Genomic DNA, 11,930 nt, shown 5'->3' with positions numbered 1-11,930 from the left:
CGAAAGTCTTATGCTGCGGCGAGCCAGCCGTCGATCAGGAAGCGCGCGATGGAGATCCGCACGGCGCTCGGCGTCGTGTCCTCGGTGTCGACCCACATCTGCCGCACCTCGTCTCGTGTGAACCAGCGCGCGTCCGTGATCTCCTCCGCCTGGAGGAGCAGCTGCTGCGCGGGGTCGGCGGTGGCGCGGTAGCCGAGCATGAGCGACCGCGGGTAGGGCCACGGCTGGCTCGAGACGTACTCGAGCCGGTCGATCTTGATGCCGATCTCCTCGCCCACCTCGCGGTGCACGGCGGCCTCGGCGGACTCGCCGGGCTCGACGAACCCCGCGATGCACGCGTACCGGTTACCCCTCGTCGACGCTTGCGGAGACGTAAATTTGCTGGGCACCGCGGCCGGCCCGGTCTTCGGGGTGCCGGAGTAGCGGCGGTGCTGGGCGAGCAGCACGCGGTCGGCGCCGTCGTCGATGAGGACGATCACGGCCGGGTCGGTGCGCGGGAAGACCGGGCGGCCCGACACGGCTTCGAGCTCCCAGCCCGCCTGGCGGGCGCTGAGCGGCTCGCCGGTGGTCGGGTGGAACCGGTAGGTCGCGTGCCAGTGGCCGATCGCGATGGCCTGCACGGCGATCGCGAGGTCGCGGCGGTCCCAGTCGGGCCTGATCCAGCGGCCGGGGAGGCCGTCGGGCAGGTCGGCGAGGACGGTGAACACGGGCGGGCCGTCGCCGCCGAGGTAGATCCGCTGGCCTTCGGGCGCGGTCGCCGCGTCGAAGTAGTGCAGGCCGTCCTCGTCCGCCGCGATGCGCTCGTTCACCGGGTCGCAGACGACGATCTGCGCCTGCTCCCAAGCGGTGGTGAGCCATTCGTCGTCGCCGCGGTGCTCGCCGAACCGGTCGAGCACGTCGATCGCCAGGGGCGGGTGGCTCATGCGGTCTCGATCTCCCCGAACGCGTCGAGTGCTTCGCGGATCTCCCCGCCGTCGCCGAGCACGACCGTGACGGCGCGGTCGGGGTCGAGCCGCTCGGCCGCGACCCGCTGGATGTCGGCGGGCGTGACCTCGCGGATGCGCTCGGAGTGCTCCGAGAGCCAAGAGAGCGGCAGGCCCGAGGCGGCGAGCACGGAGATGTAGTTGGCGATGCCGGCCTGGGTCGCGGTGGCGAGCTTGACGGAGCCGAGCGCGTAGCGGCGGGCGAGGTCGAGTTCGTCGGCGGCGGGCGGTCGCTCGGCCATGCCGCGCAGTTCGGCGCGGACCTCGGCGAGCGCGGGGCCGGTGACCTCGGTGGCGACGTCGACGGCGGCGAGCTGGATCGAGCCGGCCGGCGAGTGGTCCACGCGCGAGCGCGGCGAGTAGCCGTAGCCCTTGGTCTCGCGCAGGTTCATGACCAGGCGCGAGGAGAAGTAGCCGCCGAAGACCATGTTCGCGAGGTGCTGCGCGGCGTTGTCGGCGTGGGTGCGCTCGACGGCCGGGTAGGCGACGCGGATCGCGGACTGGACCGAGCCGGGCCGGTCGACCAGGACGAGCGGTCCCGGGACGAGCACTGGCAGCGGCTCCATGAGGCGCGGCTCGCCCGCGCCGTTCCAGTCTCCGAGGGCCTTCTCGACGGCGGCGAAGGCCGCGTCGGTGTCGATGTCCCCCACGATGACCAGGCGCGCGCCGACCGGGTGCACGCGCGAGGCGTGCAGGGCGAGGACCGCGTCGCGTTCGACGGCCTCGACCTCGGCGGCGGTCGGCTGCTGGTGCCCGTACGGGTGGCCGCTCCACAGGCGCGCGTCGAGGACGCGGTTGACCTGGAAGTCCGGCTGCTGCTCGGCGACCGAGAGGCCGTCGATGATGCGCGAGCGCTCGACCGAGAGCGGGCCCTCGGGGTACTCGGCGGCCTTGAGGAGGTCGCCGAGGACCTCCAGGAGTTCGGGCAGGCCGGTGGCGAGGCTGTTGCCGGACACGGCGATCCGGTCCGGGTCGGCCCCGGCGCCGAGCGCGCCGCCGACGCCTTGGAGGCGCTGGGCGATCTCGGTCATCGAAGCGGTCTCGGTGCCGGAGAACAGGGCCGCGGAGAGCAGGTCGGCCGCGGCGAGGTCGGCGTGCGCGGCCGGGATCGAGAGGCGCACCTCGGCGAGCGGGACGCCCGGGCGGCGCGTGAGCAGCACCCGGAGCCCGTTCGGGAGGGTCCGCTCGACCGGGACCGGCAGGGACAGCGGGACTTCCGGCGCGAGACCGGGAATGACGTTGCTCACTGCGCTCCTCCAGGAATGACTTCGAGAACGGCTCGGCGGTTCGGCGTCAGCGCCGCCGCCGCTCGGGCGACGGCCTCGGCGGTGACCTCGCCGAGCAGGACGGGGAAGCGGGTGGACATCGCGGCGTCGCCGTGGAAGATCTCGGCGGTCGCGAAGCGGCGCGAACGGCCCATCACCGAGTCGTCGCCGCGCAGCAGCTGGGCTGCGACGCGGGCCTTGACTCGGTCGAGCTCGGCCTCGTCGACGCCTTCGGCGATGCGCGCGAGCTCCTCCTGGATCGTGCCGAGCACGGTGTCGACGGCGTTGCCCGGCGGCAGGAACGCCTGCACGAGCATCACCGTCGGCCCGCGGGACGCGAACGGCTCGGCCATGAACGTGGTGTGCGCGGCCACGGCCGTGGCGGTGCGGTCGGTGTGGATGAGCCGCTCGACCAGGCGCGAGGCGTCGCCGTCGGTGAGGAGCTCGCCCAGGACCACGTACGGCAGGAAGTCGTCGAGCTTGGTGACCGGGTCCGGTACGCGCCAGGCGACCGCTACGGCCGGGAGGGTCGCGCGCTCGTCGGTGTACGAGACGCGGCGTTCAGTGCTGAGGTCGGGTTCCGCGAACGACGGGAGCGCCGGCGCGGTGCGGGCCTCGACGCTGCCGAAGTGGCGCTCGACCAGCTCGCGGGCCTGCGCGGGATCGAAGTCGCCCGCGACCGAGAGGACCGCGTTCGAGGCCGGGTAGTAGGCGTTGAAGAACGACTGCGCGTCCTCCACCGTGGCGGCGTCGAGGTCGACGAACGAGCCGTAGCCGTCGTGCGAGTTCGCGAAGGTGTCGAACATGACCGGCGGGAGCTTGATCCACGGGAAGCCGCCGTAGGGGCGGTTGAGGACGTTGACCCGGATCTCCTCCTTCACCACGGAGACCTGGTTCGCCAGGTTCTCCTCGGTGATCGCCGGACCGCGCATGCGGTCGGCCTCCAGGAACAGCGCGAGTTCGAGGCCGTTGGACGGCAGGAGGTTGAAGTAGTCGGTGTAGTCGATGTGGGTGGAGCCGTTGAAGGTCCCGCCGGCGGACTGCACGTGCCGCATGTGCTCGGCCTTGCCGACGTTGTGCGAGCCCTGGAACATCATGTGCTCGAACAGGTGGGCGAAGCCGGTCCGGCCCTCGGGCTCGGAGCGCATCCCCACGTCGTACACCACCGCCACGCCGACCACCGGTGCCCCGGGGTCCGGCGCGAGGACCACCCGCAGCCCGTTGCCGAGCTTGAACCGCTCGATCGCGAACGCCGGAGCGGGAATCGTCGCAACAGTCATGGCCGAACCCTATCTCAGCTCGGCGTCCAGGCCCCGTCATGTTGCGGCCCGCCGGCCGCTTTGGCCGAGCCGGGGACCGCGCGGCCTTCGTCACAAGGACTTGGATTCGGCACGAATTCCTGCTTGACTTCTAGGCTATGAACTCGGAGCACCTCGAACGCCTCAGCGACGCCCACCGCGCCGCCGCGTCGTGCTGCCGAATGTGCGCCTGCTGAGGGCTCCTGCACCGCCGCGCCCCGAAGCGGCGATCTCCCCAGCGAAAGCGACCTTCCTTCCTCATGGAACCAAGACCCGGTATCCGCCTGTCCGGCGTGACCAAGCGCTTCGGCGACCTGGCCGCCCTTGACGGCGTCGACCTCGACGTCGCCCCCGGCGAGATCTTCGGCATCCTCGGCCGCTCCGGCGCGGGCAAGTCGACGCTCCTGCGCACCGTCAACCTCCTCACCAGGCCCGACGCGGGCACGGTCGAGGTCGACGGCGTCGAACTCACCGGCCTGCGCGGTCGCGAGCTGCGGGCGTCCCGGTCCAAGACCGCGATGATCTTCCAGCACTTCAACCTCCTGTCGAACCGCAACGCGGCATCCAATGTGGCCCTTCCGCTGCGGTTCCGGGGCGTGCCGCGCGCCGAGCGGCGCGAACGCGCCCTCGAACTCCTCGACCTCGTGGGCCTCTCCGACAAGGCCAAGGCCTACCCCGGGCAGCTCTCCGGCGGCCAGCGCCAGCGCCTGGCGATCGCCCGCGCACTGTCGACGGCGCCGGCCGTGCTGCTCTCCGATGAGGCCACGAGCGCGCTCGACACCGACACGACCGACGAGATCCTCGACCTCCTCTCGCGGCTCAACCGCGAGCTGGGGCTGACGATCCTGCTCATCACGCACGAACTCGAAGTGATCACCCGCATCTGCCACCGCGCCGCGGTGATGGAAGCGGGCCGGTTCGTCGAGATCGGCGCCGTTCCCGAACTCCTCGCGGACCCGGACTCCCGCCTCGGGGGTCAGGCCCGCCGCCTCGCGGCCCGCCTGCTCGGCGAGGAGGTGGCCCGATGACGGACCGACTCGTCGAACTGCTGACCGAGGCGTTCTGGGAGACCCTGCACATCGTGGCGGTCGCCGGCGTGTGGACGATGCTGGGCGGGCTGCTGCTCGGCACGATCCTGTACATCACGTCCAAGCCCGGCCCGAAGCCGATCGCGGTGGTGAACGCGCCGCTCGGCCTGATCGTGAACATCGGCCGGAGCGCCCCGTTCGTGCTGCTCATGGTCGCGGTCGTGCCGCTCACCCGGCTCATCACGGGGACGAGCATCGGCACGGAGGCGGCGATCGTGCCGCTCGCCGTGGCGTCCATCCCGTTCTTCGCGCGCCTCGTCGAGGGCGCGCTCCTCGAAGTCCAGCCGGGTCTCATCGAGGCGGCCCGCTCGATGGGCGCGGGGACTCCCGCGCTCGTGTGGCGCGTCGTGCTCCCCGAGGCCACGCCGGGCCTGATCCGCGGTTTCACCGTGACGCTCGTCGCGATCGTCTCGTACTCCGCGATGGCGGGCATCGTGGGCGGCGGCGGCCTCGGCGACCTCGCCTACCGCTACGGCTACCAGCGTTTCGAGACCGAGTACATGATCTGGCCGCTGGTCATCCTCGTCGTGCTCGTGCAGCTCTTCCAGATCCTCGGCGACCGGTGCGCCCGCACCCTCGACCGCCGCTGAAGTTATTTCCCTACCTTCCTTAGGAGCCACACCATGTTCAATCGTCGTACCCTCGTGGGCGCGTCCGTAGCGACCGCAGCCGCTTTGACCTTGGCCGCCTGCGGCGATGACGCCGGCTCGGAGGCCACCGAGACCAACGGCACGATCATCGTCGCGGCGACCTCCGTCCCTCACGCCCAGATCCTGCAGTTCGTGCAGGACGAGCTGGCCGATGAGGCGGGGCTGACGATCGAGATCGAGGAGTTCAGCGACTACCTCCAGATCAACCCGTCGACCGCCGACGGCTCGACCGATGCGAACTTCTTCCAGCACCTGCCTTACCTGGAGGAGGACAACGCGAAGAACGGCACCGACCTGGTCGAGATCGCCCCGGTCCACATCGAGCCGCTGGCCCTGTACGCCAACACCGCCGCCTCGATCGAGGACATCGCCGACGGCGCCCAGATCGCGATCCCGGCCGACCCGTCCAACGGCGGCCGCGCGCTGGCGCTGCTGCAGGACGCCGGCCTGATCACGCTCGCCGACGGGGTGGAAGTCACCACCGCCACCGAGGACGACATCGCCGACAACCCGCGCAACCTGGAGTTCGTGGCCGTCGAGGCCGCTCAGCTCCCCCGCACCCTCGAGGACGTCGACGCCGCCGTCATCAACGGCAACTACGCCCTCGAAGCCGAGCTGAGCCCGGCCGAGGACGCCATCGCGAGCGAGTCCGCCGAGAACAACCCGTACGCGAACTACCTGGTCACCACGTCCGCGAATGCTGAGAACGAGGACATCAAGAAGCTCGGCGAGCTCCTGCAGTCCGACGAGGTGAAGCAGTACATCCTCGAGACCTGGACCGACGGCTCCGTCATCCCGGCCTCCTAACCAGCGCGGATCCACGCCTCGGCAAGCCATCGCCGAGACTCGTTACACCCGGTCCAACCCGGTTGCACCGGCCCGGAGGCGACACGTAAGATAGTTGCGGCCAGGCCGGGCAACCGGACGGGTGAAGGAGTGTGGCGCAATTGGTAGCGCATCGGTCTCCAAAACCGAGGGTTGCAGGTTCGAGTCCTGTCACTCCTGCAGATGCATTTTGAGCGGCCCGGATCGAAGGATCCGGGCCGCTTCTTCGTTTTTCCGGGCTCACCAGATCGGCGGCGATCGGACGTCGAACAAGGGCGCTTTCTGGATTCGGTCCCAGTCACCGGCGATGAACTGCTGAACGGCAGACGGTTCCTACTGAGCTGCTGCCCGTCCCTTGGTCTTACGGAGTTTCGGCACGGTACTCCCCCACGACTTCGATGGGACCGTTGATGTGGCGGTTGAAGTCGCCGAGGTCTTCGGCGGGCACCCAGAGTTCGAGGATCGTGCTGCCACCGACTTGCTGGACCGGGTAGCGTTCGACGAAGGCGCCGTCGACTTCGAAGCGGGTCACGTACCCGACGCCGTCTCGGGGCGCATTCCAGTCTCGGGCGATCTTCACCGCGTAGTCCTCGTTGAGAACGGGGTAGAAGATCGGCTGATCGGGCAGGCGAGGAGGCCAAGCGGCCCACCCGGACTCGCGGACCAGCGCAAGCTCGGCCGGACCGCATGGGCGCCACAGGGTCAACGTCTTCAGGTCGGTCATCGCAGGTTCCATTCAGTGAGGGAGCGGTCCGACTCTGACATGCCCAGGTCTCGCCGCGCATCTGGTTTGTGCGTGGGGCGGGTCCTGGGCAAGGCCGATCGTGCGCGATCTACCGGTCCGGTTGCGTTCGGGCCGACTGTGTTCGCCCTGCTCGTCGCCCTCGCAGCGGGTCTCGCCGGATTCCCGCCGGTCGCCCGCCGGGATTCCGCCTGGTGACACGGGTCGCCCGCGAGAAGACTGTCCTGGAGGGGATGCGCGACGGCATCCACGACCCCAGCGCGAATCCGGCGGTGCAGCTCACGGCGGTTCGCGGCAAAAGGAGTGATATCCCAATGTCCCAAACCCTGAAGGGCCGCATACGGACCGCCTCGGCGACCATTGCCGCGCTCACACTCGCGCTCACGGGATTCGCCGTCTTCGGCACCGCCACGGCGGCATCGTCCCAGCCCGTCGACGACGCCGCGGTCACATCCGCCGAGGACGCTGGGATCCTGGGCATCCCCTGCGAAACGGGCACCGGCTGGAACGGGGACAACCCCACCTCACAGATGTACGCCTGGGCGAGCTGCGACGAGCCCGGCTCCGACGACATCAACCTGTGGGCGTTCAGAGTCAAGTACAGCTGCACCAGCGAGTCGTACTTCCGCTACAGCTACTGGTACAGGGCCGACGGCCGGACCATTCGCGGCTACTGCCCCAGGGGCAAGCGCGTCGACATCTCGTCGGTGGAGACGCTCTACAACGGTGGCCTGGACGCCGCGGGAACGCTCGACGGGACCCGGTAGGCAAGCACGTCACGCGATAGTGGGCCGGAGCTGCCACTCCGGCCCATGTCCTTGCGAGTTGTCCACGGGTGCATGCACCATGTGGACCTGGGCCCCGGCGACACCGTCGGCGCAACCGCGGAAGCCGCGCGGACGCCGTCCCAAGCGACCCAACTACAGGCGCCGACCTCCGCAGTGGTTGCCAAGCGTCAGAAGCGACAGCGGAACATCAAGGACCCTCGGGCACGGCATGTGGGTCACTGAGGGCCCGCCTGATCAGGGCACGATCGCACGGATTCGCGATCAGCCCAGTGTGGTGAAGAAGTCGCGGAGGTCGCCGGCTAGGACCTCCGGGACTTGGTGGGCGGCGTAGTGGCCGCCGGCGTCGTGGGTGCGCCATTGCGTGATGTTGGTGTAGTCGCGTTGGGCGAAGCGGCGGATGGATTGGAAGTCGCCGGCGAAGCTGGAGTTGGCGATCGGGAAGTCGGCCGGCGTGGTGTCGATCGGGTGGTGCTTGTTCTCGAAGTAGAAGCGCATCGAGGAGGCGATGGTGTCGTTGAGCCAGTGGATGATGACGTTGTCGATGACGAACCGGTCGTCGAGCTCGTCCCCCAGCAGCTGGTCCATCCAGGCGAGGAGGCCTCGGGGCGAGTCGGCCAGGGCGTGGGCGAGCGTCTGCGGCTGCTGGGATTGCAGCTGGTCGTAGGAGCTCTTGTTCTCGTAGAACCACTGCAGCACCTGCAGTGCACCCATCTCCTCCTCGGTCATGCCCTCCATCTCGGACGGGTCGCCCGAGGGGAACGAGAAGATCTGGTCGACATGGACGCCGATGACGTGCTCGCCGTCGATCCTGCCCAGTTCCGGGGCGATGAAGGCGCCGGCGTCGTTGCCGTGTGCGCCGTACCGCTCGTAGCCGAGGCGCGCCATGAGCGTCGCGAACGCCTTCGCCGTGCGGGCGGCGCCCCAGCCGGCCTCCGTGGTCGGGCCGGAGAAGCCGAACCCCGGCAGTGAGGGGATGACCAGGTGGAACGCGGGGCGGCCTTCGCCCGGCCGGGTGAGCGGCTCGATCAGGTCGACGAACTCCATGATCGTTCCGGGCCAGCCGTGGATCAGCAGCAGCGGCACCGCGGCGGGATCGGGTGACTCGATGTGGAGGAAGTGCAGGCGCTGGCCGTCGATCTCGGTGACGAACTGCGGGTATCCGTTGAGTCGGGATTCGGTCTCGCGCCAGTCGTACCGCTGGAGCCAGTAGTCGGTCAGCTTGTCGACGCGGGTGCCGCTCACGCCGTACTCATCGCCGGCGCCGGGGATCTCCTGGGCGCGGCGGGCTCGCGAGAGGCGGTTGTGGAGGTAGTCGAGCTCGGACTGCGGGATCTCGATCGTGAAGGGCTGGATCGTCTCGTGCTGGGCCATCGCCGTCATCCTCTCGCTGGTTCGGGAGCCGGTGCTCCTGAACTCACATAAGCATATCAGAACGGAATGATCTATTCCAGTGATGGGACGGATGAAGCCGTTGGATTTCTGGCGGAAGACCCGGAGTCTGGGTGAGGCGAGGCCCGGACCCTCAGGTCCGGGCCGTTCGTACGGTGCGTCGGGGCGGGGGTCACTCCTCGTCCGGGTAGCCCCAGTCGAGGTCGATGCGGGCCTGGGGGGCGAGGGCGTGGATCTCGGTTTCGACGTCGCGTTCGAACTGCTTGCTCCACTCGCCGAAGCCGCGGACGATGATCGGGTGGGGCTCGCTGCGGGCGGCGATGGAGGGCGGGTCGTGGACGACGCTCACCCGCATCCACGAGTCGATGCCGTGTTCCTTCAGGACGAGGTTCACGACCGTCCCGAGGCGGTCGGCTTCCGCCGGGGATTCGAGGCCGTTCACGTCGAGGTACAGATGCACGTTCACTGACATGGGCGTCATCGTAGGGCTCGCCTGCAAGCGATCTCGTGACTGGAACGAAGCGAGGCCGCCGCGGTGTCGCGGCGGCCTCGACAAGTGCGGCATGCCGCCGCCCCGTCCGCTCGGTGCACCGAGCGTGAGGGCCGACCCGAGGCGGCGGGCCTGTCCGTGGCTTCTCGGCCGCTACAGGGTCGCCTCCTGGGGTTGCGGCGTGGTCCCGCGGAGGGCTTCGAGCCGGTCGTCGGCCGGGCAGCGGCCCGGGTCGGTGAAGCGGCTCCGGAATTCGGCGAGGCGCGAGCGCAGCCGCTGCGGGGCGGCCATGCGCTCGAGGGCCTCCGCCGAGGCCGCGAAGCACGCGAGGGCCGCGTCGTGGAGTCCCCGGTCGGCGAGGCCGCTGCGCGCGGCCTGCTCCCACACCGATGTCGGCGGTTGCGGCCGGCCGTCGCACAGCGCTGCGGTCGCCTCGTACGCGGCGGTGGCGGCGCGGGGGTCGTCGATGAGCGTGGTGGCGACGATCGCGGGGACGATCCAGCCGTCGCCGTCCTGCTGGTCGATCATGCGGAGCTCGAGCCAGCCGCGCGGCCGCACGGGCGGGAAGAGCGTGCTCATGTGGTACTCGACGTCATCGCGTGTGGGGCGCCGGCCGTCGTGGCCGCTGCTGATCCAGTCGCGCAGGGTCATGCCGGGCGGGACGTCCCATTCGCGGGGCGGCTCGCATTGGGCGCACACCATCTCGGCGTCGAGCACCCACTTCGCGAAGTCGCGCCGCAGGTCGCCTTCCTCGGAGACCGGGTCGCCCCATCCGGGCAGCTGGTGCCAGAGGGCCTGGCGGGTGGACTTCCAGCCGCTGGGGCGCCCGTCGAGTTCGGGCGAGTTCGCGAACGCGGCGATCAGGACCGGCCCGAGCCGGTGCGCGAGGTCCCAGCGGCGGCGCAGCTCGGCGTCGTCGTCGCCCGCGTCGAGGTTGATCTGCACGGATGCGGTGCCGCACATGACCATGCGGCCCCAGGGCCCCTTGCGGTCGTAGTAGGCCTCCATGGCCCGGTAGCGCGGTTCGTCGAGGTGGCGGACCGGGTTGCGGACGCCGTCGAAGCCGCCGCCGCGGACGGTCTGGCCGCGCGTGGCGAGGGCCGCTTCGAGCGCGGCCTGGTCGGTCTCGGCGGAGGCGATGCACGCGGCGAGGTCGTCGGCGGGTGCGGAGCTCATCTCGGCCTGGCCGCCGGCCTCGCGGCTGACGGTGCCGCCGTTGGGCAGGTCCCAGCCGGTCTCCAGGTCGCCGCGGGGGTCGACGAGCCATTCGAGTTCGACGCCGACGCGGCGGGAGGGGCCGGTGGTGAAGCCCCACCGCCCGATGAAAGCGGCCGCATCGTCAGCGGAAAGAAACGTGTCCATGCCACTGCACCTCCTCATCCCCAGGATGCCGGGCGCCCCGCGCGGGCGCAGGCTTTCCTGGCGGCCGGAGGATGCCCAGAACAGCGCGGGTTAAGCAGTCCGGGCCGCGTTCGCCGCCGTTCCGGCCGCCGGGGGGCCTCCTGCCGCTTGTGCGTCGTTGCGGCGGGGTTTCCCGGTTCGGCGTCGGGGAAGCCCAGGGATACAGCGACCACAAGCGACGAAGGAGTGCGCAATGAGTCGAGCGAAGGATGGAAACACCGAGGGGTTCGCGGGCGCCGGTCAGGTGCTGGTGGGCTCGTATGCCGATTACGCCGCCGCCGAGCGCGCAGTCGATCACCTCTCCGATGCCGGGTTCCCGGTGGAGCGCACGGCGATCGTGGGCCGCGGGCTCAGCTCCGTCGAGCGGGTCACCGGCCGCTTGACGATCTGGCGGGCCGCGGGCCAGGGCGCGGTCACCGGCGCGGTGCTGGGCGCGGTGCTCGGGTGGCTCTTCGGCATGTTCAACTGGATCGACCCGCTCATCGCCGGGCTGCTGCTCGCCTTCTACGGCGTGCTGTTCGGTGCGCTCGCGGGCGCGGTCATGGGGTTGGTCGCGCATGCGCTGACCGGCGGCCGGAGGGACTTCTCCTCGGTGAGCGAGCTCCGCGCCGACAGCTACGACCTCCTGGTCGACGCCCCCACCGCGACGGACGCCGGACGCCTGCTCGACGCGGACGACGGCCCCGGCCGCAGCGATGCCGCGGCCACCCGCCGCGAGGCGCCCGTCCGCGACACCGACCGGAACACGCCCGGTACCCAGCGGGAGCACGTGAACGACGACCGCCCCGAGTACGAACGCGCCGAAGCGGAGCGCAGTGTCGAGGAGCGCGCTGATGCGGAGCGCCGCCGGGTCTAGTCCCCCACGGCGAGCTTGTCGCTCGGCTGGGAATCACTGACGGTTTCGCTTCGGCGGAACCTCGAGCGAGCGGCGGGGGGGGGGGGGGGGGGGGGGGGGGCGCCCCGCCCCCCGGGGGGGGGGGCGGCGCGGGGGGGGGGGGGGGCGGGCGGCCG

The 11,930-nt window shown here is 70.6% G+C and carries 11 protein-coding genes, 1 tRNA gene and 1 pseudogene; 6 read left to right on the top strand and 7 right to left on the bottom strand.

What is annotated here, in order from left to right:
- Positions 1-8: 8 nt before the first annotated feature.
- Genes nudC through O2L52_RS23240 form a run of 3 tightly spaced genes read right to left on the bottom strand, consistent with a single transcriptional unit; the run spans position 9 to position 3,528 of the window.
- Complete coding sequence (gene nudC / locus O2L52_RS23250; protein ID WP_270118507.1) at positions 9-923, bottom strand: NAD(+) diphosphatase; 915 nt, start codon at positions 921-923, stop codon at positions 9-11.
- The gene (locus tag O2L52_RS23245) at positions 920-2,230 is read right to left on the bottom strand and encodes a M16 family metallopeptidase (protein WP_270118506.1); all 1,311 of its coding nucleotides are present in this window, start codon (positions 2,228-2,230) and stop codon (positions 920-922) included. The genes nudC and O2L52_RS23245 overlap by 4 nt, the downstream gene beginning before the upstream one ends.
- The gene (locus O2L52_RS23240) at positions 2,227-3,528 is read right to left on the bottom strand and encodes a M16 family metallopeptidase (RefSeq protein WP_270118505.1); all 1,302 of its coding nucleotides are present in this window, start codon (positions 3,526-3,528) and stop codon (positions 2,227-2,229) included. The genes O2L52_RS23245 and O2L52_RS23240 overlap by 4 nt, the downstream gene beginning before the upstream one ends.
- Before the next feature lie 278 nt (positions 3,529-3,806).
- On the opposite strand from O2L52_RS23240, the pseudogene O2L52_RS23235 reads away from it, so the two are divergent.
- From O2L52_RS23235 to O2L52_RS23220, 4 genes and pseudogenes are all read left to right on the top strand, one after another.
- Positions 3,807-4,517, top strand: a pseudogene (locus O2L52_RS23235) (methionine ABC transporter ATP-binding protein); the annotation flags it as partial.
- 53 nt (positions 4,518-4,570) lie between these two features.
- Entirely contained in the window at positions 4,571-5,224 is a 654-nt protein-coding gene (locus tag O2L52_RS23230) for a methionine ABC transporter permease (RefSeq protein WP_270118503.1), read from the top strand.
- A 33-nt stretch (positions 5,225-5,257) separates the two neighbouring features.
- Positions 5,258-6,091, top strand: a complete 834-nt coding sequence (locus O2L52_RS23225) for a MetQ/NlpA family ABC transporter substrate-binding protein (protein WP_270118502.1) — start codon at positions 5,258-5,260, stop codon at positions 6,089-6,091.
- Positions 6,092-6,216: 125 nt separating this feature from the next.
- Positions 6,217-6,289, top strand: a tRNA-Trp gene (locus tag O2L52_RS23220).
- A gap of 181 nt (positions 6,290-6,470) precedes the next feature.
- Here O2L52_RS23220 and O2L52_RS23215 read toward each other — a convergent pair.
- The gene (locus O2L52_RS23215) at positions 6,471-6,833 is read right to left on the bottom strand and encodes a hypothetical protein (protein ID WP_270118501.1); all 363 of its coding nucleotides are present in this window, start codon (positions 6,831-6,833) and stop codon (positions 6,471-6,473) included.
- Positions 6,834-7,165: 332 nt separating this feature from the next.
- On the opposite strand from O2L52_RS23215, the gene O2L52_RS23210 reads away from it, so the two are divergent.
- Positions 7,166-7,618, top strand: coding sequence for a hypothetical protein (locus tag O2L52_RS23210; RefSeq protein ID WP_270118500.1), 453 nt, complete (start codon positions 7,166-7,168; stop codon positions 7,616-7,618).
- A 282-nt stretch (positions 7,619-7,900) separates the two neighbouring features.
- Here the strand turns inward: O2L52_RS23210 and O2L52_RS23205 are convergent, their stop codons facing one another.
- From O2L52_RS23205 to O2L52_RS23195, 3 genes are all read right to left on the bottom strand, one after another.
- Positions 7,901-9,010, bottom strand: a complete 1,110-nt coding sequence (locus O2L52_RS23205; RefSeq protein ID WP_270118499.1) for an epoxide hydrolase family protein — start codon at positions 9,008-9,010, stop codon at positions 7,901-7,903.
- Between the two features lie 190 nt (positions 9,011-9,200).
- Complete coding sequence (locus tag O2L52_RS23200) at positions 9,201-9,500, bottom strand: hypothetical protein (RefSeq protein WP_270118498.1); 300 nt, start codon at positions 9,498-9,500, stop codon at positions 9,201-9,203.
- A gap of 171 nt (positions 9,501-9,671) precedes the next feature.
- Positions 9,672-10,880 carry a glutamate-cysteine ligase family protein gene (locus O2L52_RS23195; RefSeq protein WP_270118496.1) on the bottom strand — a complete coding sequence of 403 codons (1,209 nt, stop codon included), beginning with the start codon at positions 10,878-10,880 and terminating at the stop codon, positions 9,672-9,674.
- Positions 10,881-11,112: 232 nt separating this feature from the next.
- On the opposite strand from O2L52_RS23195, the gene O2L52_RS23190 reads away from it, so the two are divergent.
- The gene (locus O2L52_RS23190; RefSeq protein WP_270118494.1) at positions 11,113-11,775 is read left to right on the top strand and encodes a general stress protein; all 663 of its coding nucleotides are present in this window, start codon (positions 11,113-11,115) and stop codon (positions 11,773-11,775) included.
- The last annotated feature ends 155 nt before the right edge of the window (positions 11,776-11,930 follow it).

The sequence above is a fragment of the Glycomyces algeriensis genome (assembly GCF_027622855.1).
GTDB classification, from domain to species: domain Bacteria; phylum Actinomycetota; class Actinomycetes; order Mycobacteriales; family Micromonosporaceae; genus Glycomyces; species Glycomyces algeriensis.
This window is presented reverse-complemented; position numbering and strand designations above follow the sequence as displayed.

Excerpts from the sequence above, each read along its gene's own strand:
- O2L52_RS23240 (WP_270118505.1), bottom strand. The coding sequence starts at position 3,528 with ATGACTGTTGCGACGATTCCCGCTCCGGCGTTCGCGATCGAGCGGTTC.
- O2L52_RS23200 (WP_270118498.1), bottom strand. The coding sequence starts at position 9,500 with ATGTCAGTGAACGTGCATCTGTACCTCGACGTGAACGGCCTCGAATCC.
- O2L52_RS23230 (WP_270118503.1), top strand. The coding sequence starts at position 4,571 with ATGACGGACCGACTCGTCGAACTGCTGACCGAGGCGTTCTGGGAGACC.
- O2L52_RS23225 (WP_270118502.1), top strand. The coding sequence starts at position 5,258 with ATGTTCAATCGTCGTACCCTCGTGGGCGCGTCCGTAGCGACCGCAGCC.
- O2L52_RS23190 (WP_270118494.1), top strand. The coding sequence starts at position 11,113 with ATGAGTCGAGCGAAGGATGGAAACACCGAGGGGTTCGCGGGCGCCGGT.
- O2L52_RS23195 (WP_270118496.1), bottom strand. The coding sequence starts at position 10,880 with ATGGACACGTTTCTTTCCGCTGACGATGCGGCCGCTTTCATCGGGCGG.
- O2L52_RS23210 (WP_270118500.1), top strand. The coding sequence starts at position 7,166 with ATGTCCCAAACCCTGAAGGGCCGCATACGGACCGCCTCGGCGACCATT.
- O2L52_RS23215 (WP_270118501.1), bottom strand. The coding sequence starts at position 6,833 with ATGACCGACCTGAAGACGTTGACCCTGTGGCGCCCATGCGGTCCGGCC.
- nudC (WP_270118507.1), bottom strand. The coding sequence starts at position 923 with ATGAGCCACCCGCCCCTGGCGATCGACGTGCTCGACCGGTTCGGCGAG.
- O2L52_RS23205 (WP_270118499.1), bottom strand. The coding sequence starts at position 9,010 with ATGGCCCAGCACGAGACGATCCAGCCCTTCACGATCGAGATCCCGCAG.